The organism is Chromobacterium sp. IRSSSOUMB001 (assembly GCF_023507765.1).
GTDB classification, from domain to species: Bacteria; Pseudomonadota; Gammaproteobacteria; order Burkholderiales; family Chromobacteriaceae; genus Chromobacterium; species Chromobacterium haemolyticum.
In genome coordinates, this window is the sequence record NZ_JALCYU010000003.1 from 14,349 (window position 1) to 37,015 (window position 22,667).

Annotated in this window: 25 protein-coding genes; 17 read left to right on the forward strand and 8 right to left on the reverse strand. The window is 63.5% G+C overall.

Annotated elements, in window-relative coordinates:
• Positions 1–406 precede the first annotated feature (406 nt).
• From tkt to MOV80_RS04310, 10 genes are all read left to right on the forward strand, one after another.
• Positions 407–2,392, forward strand: coding sequence for a transketolase (gene tkt, locus MOV80_RS04265; protein WP_118268494.1), 1,986 nt, complete (start codon positions 407–409; stop codon positions 2,390–2,392).
• A gap of 131 nt (positions 2,393–2,523) precedes the next feature.
• A complete protein-coding gene (gap, locus tag MOV80_RS04270) occupies positions 2,524–3,534 on the forward strand; it encodes a type I glyceraldehyde-3-phosphate dehydrogenase (protein ID WP_043589182.1) in 1,011 nt (336 codons plus the stop codon).
• A 186-nt stretch (positions 3,535–3,720) separates the two neighbouring features.
• On the forward strand, positions 3,721–4,836 hold the full coding sequence (locus tag MOV80_RS04275) for a zinc ribbon domain-containing protein (protein WP_019103021.1): 1,116 nt from the start codon (positions 3,721–3,723) through the stop codon (positions 4,834–4,836).
• Positions 4,823–5,998: a phosphoglycerate kinase gene (locus MOV80_RS04280; RefSeq protein ID WP_249604861.1), complete on the forward strand. Its 1,176-nt coding sequence runs from the start codon at positions 4,823–4,825 to the stop codon at positions 5,996–5,998. The genes MOV80_RS04275 and MOV80_RS04280 overlap by 14 nt, the downstream gene beginning before the upstream one ends.
• 94 nt (positions 5,999–6,092) lie before the next feature.
• The gene (locus tag MOV80_RS04285; RefSeq protein ID WP_043589187.1) at positions 6,093–6,722 is read left to right on the forward strand and encodes a LysE family translocator; all 630 of its coding nucleotides are present in this window, start codon (positions 6,093–6,095) and stop codon (positions 6,720–6,722) included.
• 86 nt (positions 6,723–6,808) lie between these two features.
• Positions 6,809–7,873, forward strand: coding sequence for a class II fructose-bisphosphate aldolase (gene fba / locus MOV80_RS04290; RefSeq protein WP_039756201.1), 1,065 nt, complete (start codon positions 6,809–6,811; stop codon positions 7,871–7,873).
• Between the two features lie 138 nt (positions 7,874–8,011).
• Positions 8,012–8,263: a molybdopterin converting factor subunit 1 gene (gene moaD, locus MOV80_RS04295; protein WP_019103633.1), complete on the forward strand. Its 252-nt coding sequence runs from the start codon at positions 8,012–8,014 to the stop codon at positions 8,261–8,263.
• Positions 8,260–8,724, forward strand: coding sequence for a molybdopterin synthase catalytic subunit MoaE (gene moaE / locus MOV80_RS04300; protein WP_019103632.1), 465 nt, complete (start codon positions 8,260–8,262; stop codon positions 8,722–8,724). Before moaD ends, moaE begins: the two co-directional genes overlap by 4 nt.
• A complete protein-coding gene (mobA, locus tag MOV80_RS04305; RefSeq protein ID WP_118268492.1) occupies positions 8,721–9,305 on the forward strand; it encodes a molybdenum cofactor guanylyltransferase MobA in 585 nt (194 codons plus the stop codon). Before moaE ends, mobA begins: the two co-directional genes overlap by 4 nt.
• Positions 9,306–9,476: 171 nt before the next feature.
• The gene (locus MOV80_RS04310; protein WP_118268491.1) at positions 9,477–11,177 is read left to right on the forward strand and encodes a bifunctional metallophosphatase/5'-nucleotidase; all 1,701 of its coding nucleotides are present in this window, start codon (positions 9,477–9,479) and stop codon (positions 11,175–11,177) included.
• On the opposite strand, the gene MOV80_RS04315 is transcribed toward MOV80_RS04310, so the two are convergent.
• Positions 11,161–11,793 carry a 3'-5' exonuclease gene (locus MOV80_RS04315; protein ID WP_019103629.1) on the reverse strand — a complete coding sequence of 211 codons (633 nt, stop codon included), beginning with the start codon at positions 11,791–11,793 and terminating at the stop codon, positions 11,161–11,163. The two genes, MOV80_RS04310 and MOV80_RS04315, sit on opposite strands and share 17 nt — an antisense overlap.
• Positions 11,794–11,931: 138 nt before the next feature.
• Between MOV80_RS04315 and MOV80_RS04320 the strand changes: the two genes are divergently transcribed.
• Positions 11,932–12,543 (forward strand): EAL domain-containing protein, encoded by a 612-nt coding sequence (locus MOV80_RS04320; RefSeq protein WP_019103628.1) that lies wholly within the window; start codon positions 11,932–11,934, stop codon positions 12,541–12,543.
• A 26-nt stretch (positions 12,544–12,569) separates the two neighbouring features.
• Here MOV80_RS04320 and MOV80_RS04325 read toward each other — a convergent pair whose 3' ends face one another.
• Both MOV80_RS04325 and MOV80_RS04330 read right to left on the reverse strand, forming a co-directional pair.
• Complete coding sequence (locus MOV80_RS04325) at positions 12,570–13,370, reverse strand: transporter substrate-binding domain-containing protein (RefSeq protein WP_198001617.1); 801 nt, start codon at positions 13,368–13,370, stop codon at positions 12,570–12,572.
• A 362-nt stretch (positions 13,371–13,732) separates the two neighbouring features.
• On the reverse strand, positions 13,733–15,166 hold the full coding sequence (locus MOV80_RS04330) for a DEAD/DEAH box helicase (protein ID WP_081575082.1): 1,434 nt from the start codon (positions 15,164–15,166) through the stop codon (positions 13,733–13,735).
• 380 nt (positions 15,167–15,546) lie between these two features.
• Here MOV80_RS04330 and MOV80_RS04335 point away from each other — a divergent pair, with 380 nt between their 5' ends.
• Positions 15,547–16,233 (forward strand): MliC family protein, encoded by a 687-nt coding sequence (locus MOV80_RS04335; protein ID WP_019103625.1) that lies wholly within the window; start codon positions 15,547–15,549, stop codon positions 16,231–16,233.
• 179 nt (positions 16,234–16,412) lie between these two features.
• Positions 16,413–16,949: a YaeQ family protein gene (locus MOV80_RS04340; protein ID WP_019103624.1), complete on the forward strand. Its 537-nt coding sequence runs from the start codon at positions 16,413–16,415 to the stop codon at positions 16,947–16,949.
• 5 nt (positions 16,950–16,954) lie between these two features.
• Here MOV80_RS04340 and MOV80_RS04345 read toward each other — a convergent pair whose 3' ends face one another.
• From MOV80_RS04345 to MOV80_RS04360, 4 genes are all read right to left on the reverse strand, one after another.
• Positions 16,955–17,110, reverse strand: a complete 156-nt coding sequence (locus MOV80_RS04345) for a hypothetical protein (RefSeq protein ID WP_019103623.1) — start codon at positions 17,108–17,110, stop codon at positions 16,955–16,957.
• Entirely contained in the window at positions 17,107–17,310 is a 204-nt protein-coding gene (locus MOV80_RS04350) for a hypothetical protein (RefSeq protein ID WP_019103622.1), read from the reverse strand. The genes MOV80_RS04345 and MOV80_RS04350 overlap by 4 nt, the downstream gene beginning before the upstream one ends.
• 93 nt (positions 17,311–17,403) lie before the next feature.
• On the reverse strand, positions 17,404–18,012 hold the full coding sequence (locus MOV80_RS04355) for an FMN-binding negative transcriptional regulator (protein ID WP_162897154.1): 609 nt from the start codon (positions 18,010–18,012) through the stop codon (positions 17,404–17,406).
• Positions 18,009–18,308, reverse strand: a complete 300-nt coding sequence (locus tag MOV80_RS04360; RefSeq protein ID WP_019103620.1) for a hypothetical protein — start codon at positions 18,306–18,308, stop codon at positions 18,009–18,011. Before MOV80_RS04360 ends, MOV80_RS04355 begins: the two co-directional genes overlap by 4 nt.
• A 114-nt stretch (positions 18,309–18,422) precedes the next feature.
• Here MOV80_RS04360 and MOV80_RS04365 point away from each other — a divergent pair, with 114 nt between their 5' ends.
• Positions 18,423–18,953, forward strand: coding sequence for a GNAT family N-acetyltransferase (locus MOV80_RS04365; protein ID WP_249604862.1), 531 nt, complete (start codon positions 18,423–18,425; stop codon positions 18,951–18,953).
• Between the two features lie 51 nt (positions 18,954–19,004).
• On the forward strand, positions 19,005–19,502 hold the full coding sequence (locus MOV80_RS04370) for a M48 family metallopeptidase (RefSeq protein WP_043640245.1): 498 nt from the start codon (positions 19,005–19,007) through the stop codon (positions 19,500–19,502).
• Between the two features lie 209 nt (positions 19,503–19,711).
• On the opposite strand, the gene MOV80_RS04375 is transcribed toward MOV80_RS04370, so the two are convergent.
• Positions 19,712–20,710: a sulfate ABC transporter substrate-binding protein gene (locus tag MOV80_RS04375; RefSeq protein ID WP_107732178.1), complete on the reverse strand. Its 999-nt coding sequence runs from the start codon at positions 20,708–20,710 to the stop codon at positions 19,712–19,714.
• 211 nt (positions 20,711–20,921) lie between these two features.
• Between MOV80_RS04375 and MOV80_RS04380 the strand changes: the two genes are divergently transcribed.
• Both MOV80_RS04380 and MOV80_RS04385 read left to right on the forward strand, forming a co-directional pair.
• Entirely contained in the window at positions 20,922–21,494 is a 573-nt protein-coding gene (locus MOV80_RS04380) for an alpha/beta hydrolase (protein WP_161524471.1), read from the forward strand.
• A 174-nt stretch (positions 21,495–21,668) separates the two neighbouring features.
• Positions 21,669–22,619: a substrate-binding domain-containing protein gene (locus tag MOV80_RS04385; protein WP_043589220.1), complete on the forward strand. Its 951-nt coding sequence runs from the start codon at positions 21,669–21,671 to the stop codon at positions 22,617–22,619.
• The last annotated feature ends 48 nt before the right edge of the window (positions 22,620–22,667 follow it).

The window sequence follows — 22,667 nt, forward strand, 5'->3', positions numbered from 1 at the left end:
GGCGGCGCTTGACCGCGTCGGCCGGCTCCTGTCGTTGCGGCGTTTGCGCAGCAAAAAGATAGAGCCAGACTGACAGCGATTTGCGTCGCGGGTTTCCCTGCTGGCGTGTCCGTTGCGCATTCTGCCCATTCGTCATCAGCGGAACCCGGTGCGGAATCGCCTGCAGGCTTTTGATTCAAAATGCATTTTATGCCTGCCTCGGCATTATCTTGCAAAACGGCCGCATCCGGCTATTTTTCGCGCCCCTTCATGCCGCCGCGGTATTCCACATGGCGCAGCGGTTGCCGCCCATGGTGAAAATCAGCGATAATTCCATGATTTTGCGACGGTTGGTCCATGCCGGAGGCATGTTCGGGTGGCGCGGCCGTCGTCCCGGTTTCCACACAAGTCTTGAGGTTTTCCCGAAATGGTCACCCGTACCGAGCTTGCCAACGCCATCCGTTTCCTGTCCATGGATGCCGTTGAAAAAGCCAAATCCGGTCACCCCGGCGCCCCGATGGGGATGGCAGACATCGCGGAAGTATTGTGGCGCGATCACCTGAAACACAACCCGGCCAACCCCAACTGGCCAGACCGCGACCGCTTTGTGCTGTCCAACGGTCACGGTTCCATGTTGATCTACAGCCTGTTGCACCTCTCCGGTTACGATCTCTCCATCGAAGACCTCAAGCAGTTCCGTCAGCTCCACTCCAAAACTCCCGGCCATCCCGAATACGGCTACGCTCCCGGCATTGAAACCACCACCGGCCCGCTGGGCCAGGGCATCACCAACGCGGTGGGCATGGCGCTGGCCGAGAAAATGCTGGCGGCGCAGTTCAACCGCGACGGCCACCAGATCGTCGACCACCACACTTACGCTTTCCTGGGCGACGGCTGCCTGATGGAAGGCATCAGCCACGAAGCCTGCTCGCTGGCTGGCACCTGGGGTCTCAACAAGCTGATCGCCTTCTGGGACGACAACGGCATCTCCATCGACGGTCATGTGGAAGGCTGGTTCACCGACGACACGCCGGCTCGCTTCGAAGCCTACGGTTGGCAGGTAATCAAGAACGTCAATGGCCACGATCCGGTGGAAGTGGCTACCGCCATCGCCACCGCGAAGAAGGAGGCCGCGCGTCCGACGCTGATCTGCTGCAAGACCACCATCGGCTTCGGCGCGCCCACCAAGCAGGGCAGCCACGATTGCCACGGCTCGCCGCTGGGCGCGGCCGAAATCGCCGCCGCGCGCGAAGGCTTGAACTGGCCGCACGCGCCGTTCGAGATTCCGGCCGAGATCTACGCCGAGTGGAGCGCGCGCGACAAGGGCGCGCTGGCCGAAATCGAATGGAACAAGCGCTTCGACGCCTACCGCGCCGCTTATCCTGAACTGGCCGCCGAATTCAGCCGCCGCATGCAGGGCGAGCTGCCGGCCGGTTGGGAAGAGACCAAAGCCGCCGCCTTGGCCAAGATCGCCGACGCCGCGCAGACCGTGGCCACCCGCAAGGCCAGCCAGATCGCGCTGGAAGCGCTGTCGCCGGCGTTGCCGGAATTCGTCGGCGGCTCCGCCGACCTGACGGGTTCCAACCTGACCAACTGGTCCGGCTCCAAGTGGATAGACCACGACGGCCAGGGCAACTACATCAGCTACGGCGTGCGGGAGTTCGGCATGGCCGCCATCATGAACGGCATGACCCTGCACGGCGGCCTGCGCCCGTACGGCGGCACCTTCCTGATGTTCAGCGAATACGCCCGCAATGCCCTGCGCATGGCTTCGCTGATGAAGATCAACCCGATCTTCGTGTTCACGCACGATTCCATCGGCCTTGGCGAAGACGGCCCCACCCACCAGCCGGTGGAACAAGTGGCCACGCTGCGCTACATCCCCAACCATCACACTTGGCGTCCGTGCGACACCGTCGAAACCGCGGCGGCTTGGGCCCACGCCGTCGAGCAGAAGACCACGCCGAGCAGCATGGTGCTGAGCCGTCAGAACCTGCCCTTCGTCGCCCGCGACGCGGCGCAACTGGCCGCCATCCAGAAGGGCGGCTACGTGCTGCGCGACGCCGCCGGCGCCCGCGCGGTGCTGATCGCCACCGGTTCCGAAGTGGAACTGGCGCTGAAAGCGCAGGATGCGCTGGCGGCCGAAGGCATCCCCGTGCGCGTGGTGTCCATGCCCTGCACCAATGTGTTCGACTGGCAAGACAAGGCCTGGCGCGATAGCGTGCTGCCGGCCGGTTTGCCGCGACTGGCGATCGAAGCCGGTCATCCGGACTTCTGGCGCAAATACGTGGGTCTGGAAGGCGATGTGGTCGGCATTGACCACTTCGGCGAATCCGCTCCGGCCCCGCAGTTGTTCCAGGCCTTCGGTTTCACCGTCGACAATGTAGTGGCCAAGACCAAAGCCCTGCTGTGATGTAAAGACAGGCCATTGCGAAAGCAATGGCCTTTTGTTCGCCGTTTCATGTAGTGGACGCACTACACAACACGCGGAGCGCCGGCCGGGAAGCCGGGCGCTCCGGATCGTCCCCCAGGAGATTTAGAAGCATGACTATCCGCATCGCCATCAATGGTTACGGCCGCATCGGCCGCCAGGTACTGCGCGCCATCTACGAAAACCAGCTGCACGACGATTTCAAAGTAGTGGCCGTCAACGCCACCGGCGATCTCAACATCAATGCTCATCTGACCAAGTTCGACACCGTGCACGGCCGCTTCCCCGGCGAGGTCGAGCAAGACGACGCGCACCTGATCCTGAACGGCGACAAGATCCCGTTCTTCAGCACCCGCAACCCGGCGGAACTGCCTTGGAAGGAACTGGATGTGGACCTGGTGCTGGAATGTACCGGCGCCTTCACCAGCAAAGACAAATGCCAGGCCCACCTGGACGCCGGCGCCAAGAAGGTGCTGATCTCCGCGCCGGGTGGCGACGATGTCGACGCCACCATCGTTTACGGCGTCAACCACGACGTGTTGAAACCGGAAATGACCGTGGTGTCCAACGCCAGCTGCACCACCAACTGCCTGGCCCCGGTGGCCAAGGCGCTGCACCAGGCCATCGGCATCAAGAAAGGCCTGATGACCACCATCCACGCCTTCACCAACGACCAGGTGCTGACCGACGTCAAGCACAAGGACCTTCGCCGCGCCCGTTCCGCCACAGACAATATGATCCCGACCAAGACCGGCGCGGCCAAGGCCGTGGGCCTGGTGCTGCCGGAGCTGAAAGGCAAGCTGGACGGCTTCTCGGTGCGCGTGCCCACCATCAACGTGTCGCTGGTGGACCTGACTTTCAGCGCCGCGCGCGACACCACCAAGGACGAGGTCAACGACATTTTGAAGGAAGCGTCCAACGGCGCGATGAAGGGCATCCTTGGCTACAACACCCTGCCGCTGGTGTCCGGGGACTTCAACCACACCGAGGAAGCCTCCACTTTCGATTCCACGCTGACCAAAGTCACCGGCGGCAATATGGTGAAAGTGCTGGCCTGGTACGACAATGAATGGGGTTTCAGCTGCCAGATGCTGCGCACCGCGCGCGCGATGTTCGCTTGCTGACGACGATGTGATCCAGGAAATCCGGGCCGGCATGTGTTGCCGGCCCGGATTTTTTGCGTCCGCTAGCGCCGGCGCTACATCCACCGGCATTTGATTGGTGTTAAGGTAGGGCCGTTTTTTTGGCATACACTGACCGGGCGATCACGGATATCGCTCCCGCTGAACCCGCCGTCACAGGAGAGCAGCATGCGACAGAACCAAGCATTGTCCCGCCCTGAAAAATGGGTCCGGCTGGCCTCCTGGCTGGTGGCTTTGGTATTTGCCGGCTTCCTGTCCAATCTGGGCGAACTGGTGATCCGCGACCTGTTCTACGTGCCGGACGGCGGCCCGCCGCAGTTGGAGGCCTTGCAACAGCAAGCCGGCGTCGCGCCGTTGCGGCAACAGCAGCAAGCGCTGCAGCGTCAGAACGACGCGCAGCGCGTCCAGCTGGAAAACCTCAGCGCCACCCGCGAGCAGCTGGAGCGCAACTACCAGACCCAACGCAAGGGCCTGGCCAATTGGCTGGCCAGCCGCGCCACCAGCGCCGATCCGCGGCAAAGCGCCGAGGTCAGCCGCCGCACCCGCGAGCTGGACGCCTTGCAGGCGCAGATACTGCAATGGCAGCAGAAGGAAGACCAGGCCGGTAATGGCCTGCGCGCGCTGGAACAGAGCCGGCAAGCTCTGCAGGCCCAGATCGACAAGGCGGAGGCCGTCGCCCAGGATCGTTATCAGCAGGCCTACCAGCGTTTTGAGTTGAAAGTGTTCCTGCTGCGGCTGGCGGTTATTCTGCCGCTGCTATTGTTGGCGGTATGGCTGTTCAGCCGTTACCGGACCCATCGCTACTGGTTCTTTGTTTACGGCTTCGGTCTGTTCGCCTTGTTCGCCTTTTTCATTGAACTGCTGCCCTATCTGCCCAATTTCGGCGGCTATGTGCGGCTGGCGGTGGGCATCGCGCTGACGGTGTTCGCCGGCCTGCGCATGATCCAGGCTTTCCAGCGCTACGCCGAGAAAAAACGCGCCGAGTTGCAGCAAAGCCAGAGCGAGCGCGCTCGCCACGTGGCCTACGCCCAGGCCCTGGGCGCCTACCAGAAGAAAACTTGCCCGTCCTGCGACCATCAATACAATATTGCCGGCGACGATGCCGACTACTGCGTGCATTGCGGCCTGCAGCTGTTCCGCGGCTGCGACTGCGGCGCGCGCAATTTCGCCTTTTTTCCGTACTGCAAAAAATGCGGCCGCCCCGGCGCTAAGCCGGAGCCTGCGCCGATGAATCAATCGACAAGCGAATCCAAACCCGAGCGAGCGAACGATGAAATTCAATAAACTTTCCGAACAGGCCCTGGCTGGCAAGCGCGTGCTAATCCGCGTGGACATGAACGTGCCGGTGAAAAACGGCGTCATCGGCGACGATACCCGTATCCGCGCCAGCCTGCCGTCCATCGAGCTATGCCTGAAGGCCGGCGCTGGTGTGATCCTGATGACCCATCTGGGCCGCCCCACCGAGGGCGAGCCCAAGCCGGAAGACAGCCTGGCGCCGGTGGTGGAGCGTTTATCCGGCCTCTTGGGCAAGCCGGTGCGCCTGGTGGCGGACTGGCAGTCCGGCTTCAGCGTGGCGCCCGGCGAAGTGGCGATGCTGGAGAATGTGCGCCTGAACAAGGGCGAGAAAAAGAACAACGCCGACCTGGGCCGCGCCTACGCCGCCTTGTGCGACGTTTTCGTCAACGACGCCTTCGGCACCGCCCATCGCGCCGAAGCTTCCACCCACGCGGTGGCCCAGTTCGCGCCGGCCGCCTGCGCCGGCGTGCTGCTCTCCGCTGAACTGGAAGCGCTGGGCAAGGCGCTGCAAGCGCCGGCGCGGCCGCTGGTGGCCATCGTCGCCGGCTCCAAGGTGTCCACCAAGCTGACTATTCTGGAATCGCTGGCCGACAAGGTTGACCAGCTGATCGTGGGGGGCGGCATCGCCAACACCTTCTTGCTGGCCGAAGGCAAGGCCATCGGCAAATCGCTGGCCGAGGCCGAGCTGGTGGAGGAAGCCAAAAAGGTGATCGCCAAGATCCGCGCCCGCGGCGGCGACGTGCCGCTGCCGGCCGACGTGGTCTGCGCCAAGGAGTTCGCCGAAACCGCCGCCGCCGTGACCAAGAGCGCGGCCGAGGTGAGCGCCGACGACATGATTCTGGACATCGGCCCGGATTCGGCGGGCGAACTGGCCGCCATCATCGCCAAGGCCGGCACCGTGGTGTGGAACGGCCCGGTGGGCGTGTTCGAGTTCGAACAGTTTGGCGGCGGCACCAAGACCCTGGCCCAGGCCATCGCGGCCTCGCCGGCCTTCTCCATCGCCGGCGGTGGCGATACGCTGGCGGCGATCGCGAAGTACGGTATCACCGACGACATCAGTTATATCTCCACTGGCGGCGGCGCTTTCCTGGAGTTTCTGGAAGGCAAGGAACTGCCGGCGGTGGCCATTCTGGCCGAGCGCGCTAGCTGAGGCCAGGGAAAAAGGCTATCAGGATGAATGGCTTGCGTTACACTGTTTTATTCCTCGCCGTTTCATGCTGATGGCCCACCCGCCGGAGATACTCATGTCGCTCAATACTTGGTTGCTGTTCGTCACCACCGTGTTTTTCGTCTCGGCCACGCCCGGCCCCAATATGCTGCTGGCGATGACCCACGGCATCCACTACGGGGTGCGGCGCACGCTGATGACGTGTTTTGGCCTGATGACGGCGCTGGGTTTGATCATGTTCGGCTCCGCCGCTGGCCTGGGCGCGGTGCTGGCCACCTCCGAACTGCTGTTTTCCTTGGTAAAATACGCCGGCGCCGCCTATCTGATCTATCTGGGAATCAAGACTTGGCGCAGCCAGCCGCAGCCGGTGGAGGAAATCCGCGAGGCGGCGACCGGGAAGCACACGCCCTGGGGCATGTTCCGCACGGGCTTCCTGGTGGCGATGAGCAATCCCAAGGCCTTTATTTTCTTTACCGCGTTGTTCCCCCAGTTTATGAACGCGCAACAGCCGCAGGGGCCGCAGCTGGCGATCCTGGCGGCGACGTTTTACGTGATCGAGGCGTCCTGGCAGCTGGCTTACGCCGGCGGCGGCGCGCGTTTGGCCGGCTGGCTGAATAGCGCGCGGCGTCTCAAGCTGGTCAACAAGGTGTCCGGCGGTGCTTTCGTCGGCGCCGGCGTATTGTTGTCCAGCGTGTCCAGACACTGAATTGATGAATTCGCCTCGGGCCGCGGCGCGGTCCGGGCGCCAACCATGCTCCGCTCAGTCGGAGCAGTTTGCGGAGATTGAACACCATGGCTCTCGTTTCCATGCGTCAGCTGCTGGACCACGCAGCGGAATTCGGCTACGGCCTGCCGGCCTTCAACGTCAACAACCTGGAGCAGATGCGCGCCATCATGGAGGCCGCCGACAAGGTGAACGCTCCGGTGATCGTGCAGGCCTCCGCCGGCGCGCGCAAATACGCCGGCGCGCCCTTCCTGCGCCACATGATCCTGGCCGCGGTGGAAGAATTCCCGCATATCCCGGTGGTGATGCATCAGGATCACGGCACCAGCCCGGACGTGTGCCAACGCTCGATCCAGCTTGGTTTCTCCTCGGTGATGATGGACGGTTCGCTGAAGAGCGACGGCAAGACCCCGGCCGACTATGACTACAACGTCGACGTCACCCGCACCGTGGTCAACTTCGCCCACGCTTGCGGCGTATCGGTGGAGGGCGAGATCGGCTGCCTGGGCAGCCTGGAAACCGGCATGGCCGGCGAAGAGGACGGCGTGGGCGCCGAGGGCGTGCTGGATCACAGCCAGTTGCTGACCGATCCGGAAGAAGCGGCCCAGTTCGTCAAGGATACCGGCGTGGACGCATTGGCCATCGCCATCGGCACCAGCCACGGCGCTTACAAATTCAGCAAGAAGCCCACCGGCGACGTGCTGCGCATCGACCGCATCAAGGAAATCCACGCCCGCATCCCCAACACTCACCTGGTGATGCACGGTTCCTCCAGCGTGCCGCAGGAATGGCTGCAGATCATCAACGAGTTCGGCGGCGATCTGGGCGAAACCTACGGCGTGCCGGTGGAAGAGATCGTGGAAGGCATCAAGCACGGCGTGCGCAAGGTCAATATCGACACCGACCTGCGCCTGGCCTCCACCGGCGCCATCCGTCGCTTCCTGGCCCAGCACCCGGCCGAGTTCGATCCGCGCAAATACCTGAAAGTGTCCACCGATGCGATGCGCGACATCTGTATCGCCCGCTACGAGGCCTTCGGCTCCGCCGGCCAGGCCAGCAAGATCAAGGCGATCAACCTGGACGCCATGGCCAATAAATACCTGAAGGGCGAACTGGCGCAGATCGTCAAGTAAGGATCTGCCTTTTTGCCCGGACCAGCCCGCCGCGAGCGGGCTTTTTTGCGGGCGGGCGTCTAGCCACCTTGACGTATTGGAGGCCCGGCCCGGATTGCTTACACTGCGGTATCCGCTTAATGCGCACAGAGGCAGGCGATGAAACTGAATCTTTTGTATTTTGCCCGCTTGCGGGACGAGTTCGGTCTGGAGAGCGAACACTTGGACAGCGACGCGGCCACGGTGGAGGAGCTGCTGGTGGAGTTGCGGCTGCGCGGCGAGGTCTGGGCGCGGGAGCTGGCCGCCGACCGGGTGTTCCGCGTGGCGGTGAACCAGCAGATGGCGCGCTTGGACTCCGCTTTGAGCGACGGCGACGAGGTGGCGGTGTTTCCGCCGGTGACCGGGGGATGAGCATGGGGCCGTTCACGGTGCGGGTGCAGCCGCAGCGTTTCAGCGCCGGCGCGGAAATCGACGCGCTGTCCAGCAACCCGGCTTGCGGCGCGGTGGTGAGCTTCAGCGGGCTGGTGCGGGATTACGGCGACAGTCGCGATGTGACAGCGCTGGAACTGGAACACTATCCGGGCATGACCGAAAAAGCGTTGGAAGCCATTGTGGCGGAGGCGCGCCGGCGCTGGCCGTTGCAGGCGGCCACCGTCATCCACCGCGTTGGGCGGCTGAGTCTGGGCGAGCCCATCGTGCTGGTGGTGGTGGCCAGCAGCCACCGCCGCGACGCTTTCGCCGCCGCGGAATTCCTGATGGACTACCTGAAGCAGGACGCGCCGTTCTGGAAAAAGGAAATTCTGGCCGATGGCAGCGCGCGCTGGGTGGAAGCCAAACACAGCGACGCTCAAGCGGCGGAACGCTGGCAATGAGCCACCAGGCGCTGATTCTGGCCGGCGGCCGCGCCACACGCATGGGGGGCGTCGACAAAGGCTTGGCGATGTTGTCCGGGCGGCCGTTGTTGGCGCACGCCTTGGCGGCGCTGGCCGCGCAGACGCCGCTGGCGCAACGGGTGTGGGTCTCGGCCAATCGCAATCTGGACGCGTACGCAGGTTTCGGCTGTCCGCTGCTGCCGGATAGCCTACCGGACTACCCGGGACCGTTGGCCGGAGTGCTGGCGGCCTTGGAGCGCGACGACGGGACGGTCTGGTTGGTGATGCCTTGCGACGCGGTGCGGCTGCCGGCGGATTTCTCGCGTCGTTTGCTGGCGGAAGTGGCGGCTGGCCGCCAAGCGGCCAGCGCGAGGGACCGCGAAGGCTGGCATCCCAGCCTGCTGGCCCTGGGGCCTGGTCTGCGCGCCGGTCTAGCCGCCTATCTGGCCGGCGGAGGCCGTTCCATCCGCGGCTGGCTGGCCGGACTGGACCATGTCGAAGTCGCGTTCGACCATCTCTTCCCCAATCTCAACACCGCGGACGCGCTGGCGGCGCTTGAGGCCAAGCCGGGCGAAAACTGAGGCCGCATGGCGATTTGTTTCGCATCACGAAAGTTTTAACTCTTTGTCATTTTGTTTTGCTATAGTGCGCGCGATCGGAGCGTCTATCGCGGTCCATGGCAGTGGACGGGCGTCTCCTCATTTCGGTCGCGGCCGGCGGCGTCGGCGTGAGCGACAACAAACAAGACAAGGATGCGTTTCGTGAAACTGAAAACCATGAGCCTGTGTCTGGCGGCGAGCCTGGCGCTGTTCGGCTGTTCCGCCGGTTCCGGCGGCTGGGGGCCGGGCGATCAGACCTCCGGCGTTTCGCGCCAGCCGGTGGTGGTGAAGATGATCGCCTTCAACGATTTCCACGGCAATCTGGAGATGCCGGGCCAACTGACGGTGCCGGATCCGGCCGACCCAAGCAAGACTGTCAAGATCAACGCCGGCGGCGTCGACTATCTGGCGGCCTGGGTGCAGTCGCTGCGCGCCAAATCGCCCAATACCGTGGTGGTGTCGGCCGGCGATCTGATCGGCGCCAGCCCGCTGGTATCCGGCTTGTTCCACGACGAGCCCACCATCGAGGCGATGAATTTGCTGGGCCTGGACCTCAATGCCGTGGGCAACCACGAGTTCGACGACGGCCAGCAGGAACTGCTGCGCATGCAGAATGGCGGCTGCAAGACGGGCGCGCCCACCACTTCCTGCCAGAACGGCAAATTCGTCGGCGCCAAATTCAAATTCCTGGCGGCCAACGTCAAGAAAAGCGACGGCGGCACCTTGTTCCCCGCTTATGAAATCAAGAAGTTCGGCGGCATCCCGGTGGCTTTCATCGGCATGACTTTGAAAGGCACGCCGGAAATCGTGTCGCCGGACGGCATCAAGGGCCTGAGCTTTCAGGACGAGGCGGCCACGGTGAACCAACTGATTCCGCAACTGAAGCGGCAGGGCGTATCCGCCGTGGTGGTGGTGGTGCACGAGGGCGGCTACCAAAGCGGTAATTTCAACGAGTGCAACGGCGTGTCCGGCCCCATCGTCGACATCGTCAAAAAACTGGATCCGGCCGTGAAGCTAGTAGTCACCGGCCACACCCATCAGGCCTACAACTGCGTGATTGACGGCCGCCGAGTGACCAGCGCCAAGCATTACGGGCAGTTGTTCACCGAAATCGACTTTGTACTGGATCCGGTCACCCGCGACGTCAAGCCCGGCTCCATTCAAGCGCAGAACCGGGTAGTGGCGCGCGACATCGCGCCGCTGGCCTCAGTCAGCAATCTGGTCAAGCTGTACAAGGATCTGGTGGCCCCTGTGGCCAATCGAGTAGTGGGCCAGGCCGCGGGCACTTTGGATCGCACCCCGTCCGCGGCCGGCGAAACCGCGTTGGGCGACGTGGTGGCCGACGCGCAATTGGCGGCGGGCGCGGCTCAGGGCGCGGTAGTGGCTTTCATGAACCCGGGCGGAGTGCGCGCCGACATCATTCCCGGCGCCGGCGGCAATGTGACGTACAACCAATTGTTCACCACCCAGCCATTCGGCAATGTGATGACCACGCTGACCCTGACCGGCGCGCAGATCGACCAGCTGCTGGAACAGCAATGGAGCGATCCGTCCAAGGTCAAGATTCTGCAAGTATCCAAGGGCTTCAGTTATAGCTGGAGTCAGGCGGCGCCGGCGGGCAACAAAGTGGACATCGCCAGCATCAAGATCAACGGCATAGCTATTGATCCTTCGGCTAGCTACCGGGTGCAGGTCAACAACTTCATCGCCGGCGGCGGCGACGGCTTCACGGTGTTGACGCAGGGCGGCAACCGGGTGGGCGGCGGCGTGGACGTGGACGTGTTGGAGAGTTATTTCGCCGGGGCGTCGCCGGTGGCGGTGCCGGCGCTGAACCGGATCACGCGTCTGCCTTGAGTTTGGGCGTTGGGGGCAGCCGTCCGCGCGCTTCCAGCGCGCGGAACACCCGCAGCGCCACCCAGGCGTCGTTGCCGGCGTAAGCCTGTTGCGCAGGCGTCAGCGGCAGTTTGGACCAGTTGGTGGTGGACAGTTTTTTGGATTTGCGGAAGTACTGGCCGAACAGCCGCGCCACCGCCTGCACCGCGCCGACGGTGATGCGCGCATCGTCGCTGTCGAAGCAGGACACCAAGTCCAGCACTCGGCCGCAGCGGATGCCCAAGCGCTGTTTCAGCAGCGACTGATCCGAACTGAGCTCGAAGCCCACCAATAGCCGTTGCGGGTCTTCCAACAGGATTTTCAGCTCCGGCGCGCACTGGCCGTCCTGCACCGGGAACAGCCAGGCGCCGTCGTCGCAGGCCAGCTGGATCAGATGCGGCCCGGTCGGTTTTTCGCCTTTGTGGAAAGTGGGGCGGGATTCGGTGTCGAAGCCCAGCACCGCGCAACCGCCCAGTTCTCGCAACGCGGCGGCGGCCAACTCCGGCGTGGCGGCCAGCCGCGCCTGTTCCGGCGTCAGGCCGGCGAACAGCGGCAGCGCTTTGATCTCCTCGCGAGGAATTTGTCGTGTTGGCAACATGGAGGTCTCGCTGACTTGAGGGTAATTTGCAACCTTACCGCATTTAACGGCGATGGTCAGGCATAAGCTGTCATATTTTTTGACGGTCCCAGCAGGAGATGCCCAACAGCGGTGGAAATATCCTGTAGTATCGTCGGCATGCCTAATTCTTCACGTTATCTTGGCCGGCAGGCAATCGTCGATCGCCAGCAGCAACTGGTGGCCTATGAACTATTGTTCCGTTCCAGCCCGGCCAATTTCGCCTTGGTGCGAGACGACCTGCTCGCCAGCGCCGAGGTGTTGCGCAACGCCTTCGGAGAACTGGGCAGCGCGGATGTGTTGGGCCAGTTTCCCGGCTTCATCAACGCCAGCGCCGATTTATTGCAAGACGCCATCCTGGACCAATTGCCGGCGGAACGGCTGGTGCTGGAAATTCTGGAAACGGTGACCGTCACCGAGGCTTTGCTGCAACGGATGGCGCTGTTGCGCCAACGCGGCTTCCGCCTGGCCTTGGACGATGTGATCCACTTGGGGCCGGACCAGACGGCGATGTTGCCGCTGGTGGACATTGTCAAAGTGGACGTGGCTGCGGTGGAAACGGAGCGCCTGCCGGCGCTGATGGCGCAGTTGAGCGATTTCGACGGGACCTTGCTGGCGGAGAAGGTGGACAGCCGCGAGCAGTTCGAACGTTGTCGAGATTTGGGTTTCCACTGGTTCCAGGGCTATTTCCACGGCCGGCCGGTGGTGTTGAGCAGCACGGACGCGTCGTAGCGTCGCATCCTCTGTACCGGGCCTTTTCACTGGGTCTTGATCGGTTTGTGGTAGGCCAGGCTGGCGGCTCGGGTCTCCGCCACGATGCGATCGAACTCCCCGCTGTCCTGCAAGGCCTTCAAGCCGCGATTGAAACGCTCCACCAATTCCGGGCCCTGGCGGTGCTTGCGCCAGATCACCACGTGCAGCGGCGCCACCCAGAACGACTTGTTTTGCGGCTCCAGCTGCTGGGCCAGCCGAGGCTGGAAGTTGCGCGCGATCAGGTATTGGCCCACTTCCATGTCGATGGGGAACAGGTCGATGCGGCCGGCCAGCAACTTGCGCAAATTGGTGACGTCGTCCGGCGCCATGTCGGGGATCAGGTGGCCGGCCTTGACCTGCTGATTGAATTCGTCTGAATAGAAATTGCCGACTGTGACCCCCACCCGCGCGTGGCGCAGATTGGACAAGTCGTTCCAGGGGAAGTTGGCGTTGCGGCGCTGGAAAAACACCATGCGCGCATGCAGCACTGGTTGAGTAAACAGTAGATCCTGCTTGCGTTCCGACGTCGGCGCCCAGCCGAAGCTCCCGTCCACGGTGCCGTTGCGCGCCGATTGCAGCGTGCGGTTGTTGGGATAGTAACGGAAGGCGACGTCGACGTTGGCGCGGGCGAACGCCTCTTTGACCAGACGCGACAAAATGCCGTCGTACGGCAGTTCCTTGCCCATATAGGGCGGCCACTCCTGATTGGACAGGGTGATTTTCAGACGTGGCGCGGCCTGCGGCTGAGTTGCCGCCAGCAGGACTACAGCCAGGCTGCCCAGCAGCCAGCTGCGAAGTCTCATCATTTCCCCGAATCCTTGCTCGATCTGTGCGCGCGGCATGCGTGCTGCCCGTGCGGAGCGCGGCGTGCGCCGTCTCCGCTCGATATTGTTGTCGGCCCCAGGGCCTGTTGCTGAATCGTAGGCAGGTTTGGCGTCCGGCGTAAAGCGCTTCCATTGCCGCGGGGTCGGCAAAGAAGCGTTGAGGCGGCCGCACCGCAAGGGCGCGGCGCCGCTTGCGCGGGCTTAAAGCCTGTTCAAAGTCTCGCGAGCAAGGGCGAGACAAGGCGAAAACAAGCGAAAAATCGGAATGGTCAAGTGGTACATGAGCATTTTGAGGATGTTTTCAACGCTGTATCGCCGAAGCACAGCAGACTATGAACAGGTTCTTAGCGGCCCTTCGGCGGGCTGAACAAGGCCGAGCTCGAACGCGAGGCGGAGGGCTTGCCGCGCTGGCCCTGACCCTGGCCTTGCGACGAGCGCTGACCCGTCTGGCCGTTTGTGGCGTTTCTGGCCTGACTCTGTCCTTGGCTCTGACGCGGCTTGGACGCCGGCGAGCGATGGCCGTGGCCGGTGGGTTTGCTGTCCGGCTGGTGGCGCGGCTTGCCGCCGCCGCCCTGGCGCTGCGGCTGACCGCGGCGATTGCCGCCGCCCATCGGAATGGGTTCGGGTTTCACCGACAGATCGGCCTCGAAACCCGGTACCGAGAAGCGCTCGATCGATTGCTTGGTAAGCTTCTCGATATCCTTCAGGAAGTTGAACTCATCGACGCAGACCAGCGACACAGCCTCGCCCTTGCTGCCGGCGCGGCCGGTGCGGCCGATGCGGTGCACGTAGTCTTCCGGCACATTGGGCAATTCGAAGTTGACCACTTGCGGCAGTTGGTCGATGTCCAGGCCGCGCGCGGCGATGTCGGTGGCGACCAGCACTTGCAATTCGCCGCTCTTGAAGTCGGCCAGCGCGCGGGTGCGCGCGTTCTGGCTCTTGTTGCCGTGAATCGCGGCGGCGGGAATGCCGGTTTTCTCCAGCTTTTCCGCCAGGCGGTTGGCGCCGTGCTTGGTGCGGGTGAACACCAGCGCCTGGAACCAGTTGCGCTCCTTGATCAGGTGGATCAGCAGGTCGGTTTTGCGGTCGCGGTCCACCAGGTGGATCTTTTGGTCCACCAGTTCGTTGGTGGTATTGCGGCGCGCCACTTCCACCAGCTTGGGATTGTCCAACAGGCGGTCGGCCAGGCTCTTGATCTCGTCGGAGAAGGTGGCGGAGAACAGCAGGTTCTGACGTTTGGCCGGCAGCAGGGCCAGCACTTTGCGGATGTCGTGAATGAAGCCCATGTCCAGCATGCGGTCGGCTTCGTCCAACACCAGAATTTCAACGCCGGACAGGTCGATATTGCGTTGACCGGCATGGTCCAGCAGACGGCCCGGCGTGGCCACCAGAATGTCCAGCGGCTTGCGCAGCGCGCGGGTTTGCGGATTGATGTTGACGCCGCCGAACATCACCATGGAGGTGAGCGGCAGGTGTTTGCCGTAGGTCTGCACCGATTCTTCCACCTGGGCGGCCAGTTCGCGAGTGGGGGTCAGCACCAGCGCGCGCGGGCGGCCCGGCTGGGTGGCCGGCTTGCCCATCAGGATGTGCAGCAGCGGGAGGGTGAAGCCGGCGGTCTTGCCGGTGCCGGTCTGGGCCGCGGCCAACAGGTCGCCGCCTTGCAGCACTTGCGGGATGGCCTGGGCTTGAATCGGGGTGGGGGTGGTATAGCCGGTTTCGCTGACGGCGCGCAACAGGGGTTCGGCCAGACCGAGGTCGGCAAAGGTGAGTGTGGACATGTTTGCTCCTGCGACGGCCTATCGCAGTATGTGCGAACCAATCCAGGCTGACGGGAAAAAGTTAGGGATGCGATGGGCGCTTCGGGATGAAGCGCGCGCGGCGCGCAAAGATTGGAATTGCACGCGGGAGGCCGGAGTTTACCTTCAAATCGGCGGTTTGGGAACTTGTCGCCGCATTGTCATATCCATTTCAGCGGAATCCAAACCCGCGCAAAGCCGTTTTGACGGCTGATATTATTAATAAATGCGAATGGGCGAACTGGTATCATGTTGTCACGTCGCCAGTGCAGCGGAGCGCTGCGGCCGAGGCGGCAAGATGCCCTGTTTTGATGTGTCCGCCCGGGATGGGCGGCGAATAACGCAGTTCAGAGGAAATCGGTATGCCTGGATCCGCCCGTAGGCTGGTCGGCTTGATCATTTTGTGTCCGGTGTTGGCGCTGGCCGCCGGCAAGGGCGGCTCGGAGGGCGGCCATGGCCGGGCGGCGGAGAGCGGCAAGGCCGCCGAGGAAGCGGCGGAAGCCAACACGCCGGTGGCGACCGATTTTAACTGCGAAAAGCCGGGTAATCCGGTGGAGGCCATGGTGTGTCAGGACGAAAGCCTGACCCGACAGGACAATCGGCTGGAGAAGGTCTACGCCCAGGCGCTGGAGCAGGCGCAGCAAGGGCGGCCGGGAGCCGAGGCTAAACTGATCGCCGAGCAGCGCCGTTGGGTGAAAAGCCTGAAAGACTGCGTCAAGACCGAGGATATGCATATGTGTCTGGGCGATGTCTACATCATGCGCATCACCCAGTTGCAGGCGGCTTGGGGATTGGCGCCGTCGCTGACGCCCTTGCGCTATGTCTGCAAGGGGAACTCCACCCGCACTGTGCTGGCCACCTTTTACCGTACCCATCCCCCCACGGTGAAGCTGGAGTACAACGGTTCCACCGCCATCTTGCACCAGGGCCTGAGCGGCAGCGGTGCGCGCTACACGGCGCCGGGACTGGAACTGTGGATCAAGGGCCGCGAGGCCAGCATCACCTGGCGGGGGGAACCCTTGGATTGTTCCAGCCAGCCTTCGCCCTAATAAGCCGTTCAAATCGCGCCGCGGTGAACATCCTCCGCGTGCTGCGCACTGTGCGAGCAAAGCCGCTTCTTCTGCCGTTTCCGCCCGATCTTTCCTTTGCCCGCGCAACTTTGAGCGGGCGCAACCGGCGGCGGCCCCGTACAATAGCGTCTTTAATTCCGCAAAGCCGCACACTGCCCATGGCCCTGTCCGCCACCATTTACAAAGCCAATCTTGCCGTGTCCGACATGGATCGCGGTTATTACGCCAGTCATCAGCTGACGCTGGCCCAGCACCCGTCCGAAACCGTCGAGCGCATGATGTTGCGCCTGGTCGCCTTCGCGCTCAACGCCAGCGAAACCCTGCAATTCAGCAGGGGTCTGAGCGCAGACGACGAGCCGGAGTTGTGGCAGAAAAGCTATGCCGACGATATCGAGCTGTGGGTGGAACTGGGCGAACCGGATGAAAAACGGCTGAAGAAAGCGTGCAGTCGCGCCGAGCAAGTGGTGCTGTACAGCTATGGCGGCCGCGCCAGCGAGGTGTGGTGGCCGCAGATCGAGAACAAGCTGTCCCGGCTGGACAAGCTCAGCGTGTTCCGCGTTGAGCCGGCCACGCTGGCGGAGTTGGTCGCCATCTGTCAGCGCAGCATGCAGTTGAGCGCCACCATCCAGGATGGCCAGTTGTGGCTGGCCGACGAATCAAGCAATGTGCTGGTGGAGCCGCTGCGGCTCAAATAAGGCGCTCAGCCGCGCAGCCAGGCGCTTAGCCGCGCCAGCCAGCCTGAGTGTGCCGTGCGCGGCAGCCGCGCTTTGCGTTTGAGCCAGGGCATGCGTTGATGACGGGCCGCGTAGGCATTCAATAGCCGGCGGTGGCGCAGCGCCAGATCGCCGCGTTTCATCGCCGCGCGCTCACCAGCCGCCACCAGGCGAGCAAGGACGCGCGCCAGCCGAGTTTCGGTTCGGCTCGGCAGCGCGTTGCCGGAAAACGGGCTTCGAGTATGTAGCGGCGCAGCGCCAGCGGCGTCGGGTCCTCGTCCGGCAGGTAGTCCGGAATGCCGCGCGTCGGCAAGGCGCGACGGACAGGTTTGTTTGATGTCATGGCCAAAGGTTTCCAGGTGGAACACTTGGCTGAATGCTAGGCTCCGACGCGTAAAAAGAGGCTAAAGAAGCTGCGGTCTCCGATAAAAAGCAGCTAGTCGCGCCGCGCGTCGCGCACCGCGCGCGCCAAGGCGTCGTTTTCGCCTCCCATGCGCTCCAGCGCCGCGCTCACGCCGTTCCGGTCCACCGCACTGCGGTTCTGGCTCAGCTTTTCCTTGATATCCCAACGCTTCACCCGTAGCCGGAAGCCGACGACTGCGCGCTGCATGGCCTGGATGGCCGGGTTTTCGCTGGGTAGCCGCCAGCCGGATTCGCCTTCGAAACAGCGCACCTGCCGCTCTAGCTGGCTCAACAGGGCCGCGCCTTCCATTTCCTCCGCCACGCCGTGTGCATGCGCCACCCGATAGTTCCAGGTAGGCACCTGGGCGCCGCCGGCAGCGTACCAGGCCGGCGACACATAACCATGTTCCCCGTGAAACAATGCCACGCTGCCGCCGCGCAGCAACGCTTGACTGTGCGGGTTGGCGCGCGCCAGATGGCCGAGCAGGCAGTCCGGCTGTTCAGGATCGGCCAACAGCACCAGATGACTGATCCAGGACTCGCCGTCGGCCTGAGGCGTGATCAGGGTGGCGAAGGGGTGGGCGGCCAGCAGTTCCGTCAGCGCGGCCGGGCGGCCCGAGAAAGCATCTGGCGTATACATCATGGCGCCGGCTCCCATTCATAGCTGCGTTCGATGCGCGCCACTTCCACCCGATACTGGCGATACCAACGTTCGCGTCCCAGCTGCTGCGCCAGCACATGGTCGGCATGGGCCTTCCACGCGCGGATGCTGTCGGCGTCGGGCCAGTAGGATAGTGCGATCTCTTGGCCGTCCTCACAGGCGGAAACAAAGGCAAGACAGCCGAAGCGTTCCAGCGCCAGCTGGCGCATTTGCCGCGCCACGGCGAAGTACTCGTCATCCAGTTGCCGCGTAGCTGCGCGGAAAATCACGACATGCATGCAGGGCCTTCCTGGAGTAAGGTGGGGGAATCGGCATTGTCTCGATTGCCGGCGGTCTTGGCCAGAGCCAGTTTGGCCGCTGGCGTGGAACCACCGCGCCTAGGAGGAGCGAAGATGACCAAGAACCTATTGCTGCGCGCGGCCGATGCTGGGGATGTAGAGCGGATCACCGCGCTGCATGTCGCCAGTTGGCGGCAGCATTACCGCGGCATCCTGCCGGATGAGTATCTGGACTTGCGCGCTTGGGACGAGCGCCTGCTGGTGTGGAGACTGCGTTTCGCCGCCGAGCGGCCGCCCTGGGTACGGCTGGCGCTGTGGCAGGGAGAGCCGGTGGGCTTTGTTTGCCTATTGCCGGACGAGGCGCCGGAGCGGGGCGTTTATCTGGATAATCTGCATGTGCAGGCCGGGCAGCAGGGGCGCGGCATTGGCCGCGCCTTGATGGCGGCGGCGGCGACGGAAGCCTTGCGCGTTGCGCCGGGCCGGCCCTTGTTCTTGTGGGCTTACCAAGCAAATCGGGACGGCCGCGCCTTTTACCGGGCACTGGGCGGCGTGGAGTCCGCGCCCTGCGAGGTGGACACCGCCGGGGGCCGGCGCGCGCTGGCGCTCAGCTATCAGTGGGATGATCCGTCCTGTTTGTTGCTGTAACGGTTTGCGTCGCGACAACACCGGGCCGCGCAGTCGTTTTACAATGTGGCGATGTCTACTCTCAACTATTTGCAACACTATCCCTCCGCCTTGCTAGGCCAGGTTCAGGCGCTGCTGGACGCCGGGCAGCTTGGCGTCTGGTTGGCGCGCAAGTACCCGGACAGCCACGATGTGCAGACGGACAAGGCGTTGTACCAGTATGTGTCCGAGATCAAGCAGCGTTATCTGAAAAACGCCGCCTTGCCGGCCAAGGTGAGCTACGACAGTCAGCAGCACCCGGTCAAGGGCACGCTGGGCACCAATACCTTCGTGTCGCGGGTGCAGGGCGGCAAGCTGAAGACCAAGAACGAGATCCGCATCGCCGCGTTGTTTCGCGACGCGCCCTTGCCGTTCCTGCGCATGATTGTGGTGCACGAGCTGGCCCATCTGAAGGAGAAGGATCACAACAAGGCTTTCTATCAGCTGTGTTGTCATATGGAGCCGGACTATCACCAGTTGGAGTTCGACATGCGGGTGTGGTTGACCTGGCGCGAAAGTCAGCAGGCCTGAGTTCTTGTCGCGGCATGAACAACAGCCCGGCTAGCCGGGCTGTTCGCATGTCATAACCTGTTTACGATCTACTGCGCGTTGTGGGACGTTACACGGTGAGTACGGCTTCGAAATGCTCATGTACCGAATGCACATTTCGCTTCATCAGCCGTTTTCGCCTTGTCTCGATCTGACGCGCAAGACCTTGAGCGGGTTCTGCGGGGCGGTGTTTATTTCTTGGTCACTAGTTGATCGAACACGCCGCCGTCGGCGAAGTGCTTGCGCTGGGTGCTGCGCCAGTCGCCGAAAGTCTCTTGCAGCGTGAACAGCTTGACCTTGGGGAATTGGCCGGCGTATTGCGCCGCAATCTTGGCGTCACGCGGGCGGTAGTAGTTCTGCGCCGCGATGGTCTGGCCCTGAGGGGTATACAGGAACTTCAGATAAGCCTCGGCCAGCTTGCGGTTGCCTTTCTTGTCGGCCACCTTATCCACCACCGCCACCGGCGGTTCCGCCAGGATGGACAAGGAGGGGGTGACAATGTCGAACTTATCCGGTCCCAGCTCTTTCACCGCCAGCACCGCCTCGTTCTCCCAAGCCAGCAGCACATCGCCCTGTCCGCGTTGTGCGAAGGTCAGCGTCGCGCCGCGCGCTCCAGTGTCGAGCACCGGCACGTGCTTGTATAGTTCGCCGACGTAGGCGCGGGCCTTGGCCTCGTTGCCGCCGGGCTGTTTCAGCGCGTAACCCCAGGCCGCCAGATAGTTCCAGCGCGCGCCGCCGGAGGTTTTGGGGTTGGGCGTGATGACCTGGACGCCGGGCTTGATCAGGTCGCCCCAATCGCGGATGCCCTTGGGGTTGCCCTTGCGCACCAGGAACACGATGGTGGAGGTATAGGGCGAGCTATTGTCCGGCAAGCGGCTTTGCCAGTTCTTGGGCAGCAGGCCCTGATCCGCCAGCACGTCGATGTCGTAGGCCAGCGCCAGGGTGGCTACATCGGCCTCCAGGCCGTGCTGGATGGCCAGCGATTGTTTGCCCGAGCCGCCGTGCGACTGCTTGATGGCGACGTCGCCGCCCTGTTTCTTCCATTGCTCGGCAAAGGCCTTGTTGACGTCTTGGTATAGCTCGCGGGTGGGGTCGTACGAGACGTTGAGCAGCTCCGAGGCCAGCAGCGGCGCGGCGCCGCTGAACAAGGCTAGGGACAGCAGGGCATGGCGGAGGGCGAGTCGTGGCATGGCGATTTCCTGAGAGTGCAAGCGATGATTGCATCTAATCAGAAATGTTTTAGAGCTAGAAGTGATTGTTTTTTATCTTTAAATTCCAAATAAATCTATGCGGTGACAGCGCTGCTTTAGAGGTATGGGGAATAAGTTTTTCGTTCAATATCATTTCCAAGAATATAAAAGTCATTCTACAGTGCGAGATCAACCTTTGAGGAGCTGAGCGATGGAACCTTCGCTGGCGGATTTCGACTTGATCATTCAGCCTGGCTGGCACAACTCCGGCCCGCGGCATTGGCAAAGCCACTGGCAGCGGCGTTTGAAAGCCGAGCGGGTGGAGGTAAGCGATTGGGACGCGCCGCGGCTGGACGACTGGCTGCATGGCCTGGATCAGGCGCTTGAGAGGACGCGAAAGCCAGCCATCGTCGTTGCCCACAGCCTGGGCTGCGTAGCGGTGGCGCATTACGCGCAGCGCCATCCGCGACGAATCGCTGGCGCTTTATTGGTGGCGCCGGCGGATGTGGAGCGGCCCTTTGTGCCGCGCGAGCTCATGGGGTTCGCGCCGACGCCGCGGCAGCCCTTGCCGTTTCCGGCCAGGATGGTGGCGAGCAGCAACGATCCGTTCTGCAAGACGCCGCGCGCGGCTCGGCTGGCGGGCTACTGGCGCACGCCCATCGCCTGGCTGCGGCAGGCCGGCCACATCAATGTGGAGTCCGGCCACTGCCAATGGGAAGAGGGCTGGCTGCAACTGGAGCTGCTGGCGCAAAGGGTGCGGGCCAGCTTGAGCCAGGCGGCCTGAGTCTCCATCTGCCGCGCGTTGCGGCACGCGGCGCGCCGGGTCTTGAGCAGGCCCGCAGGCCGCTGGCGTCGCCGGGAGCATTGCGGCTCCCAAGCCATTGTTCGGCGTAGTTTCGCTTCAAGCCAGGTGGTCTAAACTGGGATGGCATGTATTTCAACCCTCTCTTGAGTGGCCATGATGCCGAGCCGATTCTTCGCCTGTTGTTGGCTGTCCCTGGCCGGCGCTGTTTACGCCGCCCCCTTGAGCCGCATCGGCGTATCCGTGGGAGCGCTGGACAACCCCTTCTATCAGATCGTGGCGCGCGGCGCGCTGAACGAGGCGCGCGCGGCCAATCCCAATGCGCAAGTCACCACCCTTTCCGCCAATTTCAGCCTGGAGCGACAGGAAGAACAGGTGCGACAACTGCTGCGTCAGCAGGTGGAGCTGATTCTGTTGGTGGCCGCTGACAGCAAGGCGGTGGCGCCGCTGGTACGCCTGGCGCACCAAGCCGGGGTACGAGTGGTGGCGGTAGATGTGGACGCGCCCGGCGTCGACGGCACGGTCAAATCGGACAATGTTCAGGCCGGCGCGCTAGCTTGCCGTTATCTGGCGGAGCAGATGCATGGCAGCGGTACGATGGTCATTCAGAGCGGTCCGCCGGTGTCTTCTGTCTGGGACCGGGTGGCCGGCTGTCGCCGCAGCTTGGCCGCATTCCCCAAAATTCGCCTGCTCAGCCATCAAGAGAGCGGCATGGCGTCCAGCTGGGGCGGCAAGCGGCTGATGGAACGGCATCTGCGGCGCTACCCTATGATCAACGGCGTGTTCTCCTGCAACGATCGCCAGGCGCTGGGGGCGGAACAGGCCGCGCGGGAAGCCGGCCGCAAGGAGGTGATGGTGGCCGGGGTGGATGGCTCGCCGGATATCGAAAAGGCGTTGCGAGGGCGGAATCAGATTGTGGCCTCCGTCAGCCAAGCGCCGTACGCCATCGGCGTGGCGGCGGTGAAGCTAGGGCGCCAATTGCTGGATAAGCCCAATGCCAAGCCAAGCTTGGTGTTAGTGCCGGTGCAGCTGATCACTCGCGCCAATATCGGCACCTACCAGGGCTGGCAAAGCCAGTTGCCGCCGGCGCCCGCCGCGGCGCGCTAGGCGAAGGCCCCCGTCTTTTTTGACCTGCGGCGGCGGCGGTGTCACACT

Bases quoted from the DNA above. Each gene is read 5' to 3' on its own strand.
- tkt (WP_118268494.1), top strand. From the start codon at position 407: ATGGTCACCCGTACCGAGCTTGCCAACGCCATCCGTTTCCTGTCCATG.
- gap (WP_043589182.1), top strand. From the start codon at position 2,524: ATGACTATCCGCATCGCCATCAATGGTTACGGCCGCATCGGCCGCCAG.
- MOV80_RS04275 (WP_019103021.1), top strand. From the start codon at position 3,721: ATGCGACAGAACCAAGCATTGTCCCGCCCTGAAAAATGGGTCCGGCTG.
- MOV80_RS04280 (WP_249604861.1), top strand. From the start codon at position 4,823: ATGAAATTCAATAAACTTTCCGAACAGGCCCTGGCTGGCAAGCGCGTG.
- MOV80_RS04285 (WP_043589187.1), top strand. From the start codon at position 6,093: ATGTCGCTCAATACTTGGTTGCTGTTCGTCACCACCGTGTTTTTCGTC.
- fba (WP_039756201.1), top strand. From the start codon at position 6,809: ATGGCTCTCGTTTCCATGCGTCAGCTGCTGGACCACGCAGCGGAATTC.
- moaD (WP_019103633.1), top strand. From the start codon at position 8,012: ATGAAACTGAATCTTTTGTATTTTGCCCGCTTGCGGGACGAGTTCGGT.
- moaE (WP_019103632.1), top strand. From the start codon at position 8,260: ATGAGCATGGGGCCGTTCACGGTGCGGGTGCAGCCGCAGCGTTTCAGC.
- mobA (WP_118268492.1), top strand. From the start codon at position 8,721: ATGAGCCACCAGGCGCTGATTCTGGCCGGCGGCCGCGCCACACGCATG.
- MOV80_RS04310 (WP_118268491.1), top strand. From the start codon at position 9,477: ATGCGTTTCGTGAAACTGAAAACCATGAGCCTGTGTCTGGCGGCGAGC.
- MOV80_RS04315 (WP_019103629.1), bottom strand. From the start codon at position 11,793: ATGTTGCCAACACGACAAATTCCTCGCGAGGAGATCAAAGCGCTGCCG.
- MOV80_RS04320 (WP_019103628.1), top strand. From the start codon at position 11,932: ATGCCTAATTCTTCACGTTATCTTGGCCGGCAGGCAATCGTCGATCGC.
- MOV80_RS04325 (WP_198001617.1), bottom strand. From the start codon at position 13,370: ATGATGAGACTTCGCAGCTGGCTGCTGGGCAGCCTGGCTGTAGTCCTG.
- MOV80_RS04330 (WP_081575082.1), bottom strand. From the start codon at position 15,166: ATGTCCACACTCACCTTTGCCGACCTCGGTCTGGCCGAACCCCTGTTG.
- MOV80_RS04335 (WP_019103625.1), top strand. From the start codon at position 15,547: ATGCCTGGATCCGCCCGTAGGCTGGTCGGCTTGATCATTTTGTGTCCG.
- MOV80_RS04340 (WP_019103624.1), top strand. From the start codon at position 16,413: ATGGCCCTGTCCGCCACCATTTACAAAGCCAATCTTGCCGTGTCCGAC.
- MOV80_RS04345 (WP_019103623.1), bottom strand. From the start codon at position 17,110: ATGAAACGCGGCGATCTGGCGCTGCGCCACCGCCGGCTATTGAATGCC.
- MOV80_RS04350 (WP_019103622.1), bottom strand. From the start codon at position 17,310: ATGACATCAAACAAACCTGTCCGTCGCGCCTTGCCGACGCGCGGCATT.
- MOV80_RS04355 (WP_162897154.1), bottom strand. From the start codon at position 18,012: ATGATGTATACGCCAGATGCTTTCTCGGGCCGCCCGGCCGCGCTGACG.
- MOV80_RS04360 (WP_019103620.1), bottom strand. From the start codon at position 18,308: ATGCATGTCGTGATTTTCCGCGCAGCTACGCGGCAACTGGATGACGAG.
- MOV80_RS04365 (WP_249604862.1), top strand. From the start codon at position 18,423: ATGACCAAGAACCTATTGCTGCGCGCGGCCGATGCTGGGGATGTAGAG.
- MOV80_RS04370 (WP_043640245.1), top strand. From the start codon at position 19,005: ATGTCTACTCTCAACTATTTGCAACACTATCCCTCCGCCTTGCTAGGC.
- MOV80_RS04375 (WP_107732178.1), bottom strand. From the start codon at position 20,710: ATGCCACGACTCGCCCTCCGCCATGCCCTGCTGTCCCTAGCCTTGTTC.
- MOV80_RS04380 (WP_161524471.1), top strand. From the start codon at position 20,922: ATGGAACCTTCGCTGGCGGATTTCGACTTGATCATTCAGCCTGGCTGG.
- MOV80_RS04385 (WP_043589220.1), top strand. From the start codon at position 21,669: ATGATGCCGAGCCGATTCTTCGCCTGTTGTTGGCTGTCCCTGGCCGGC.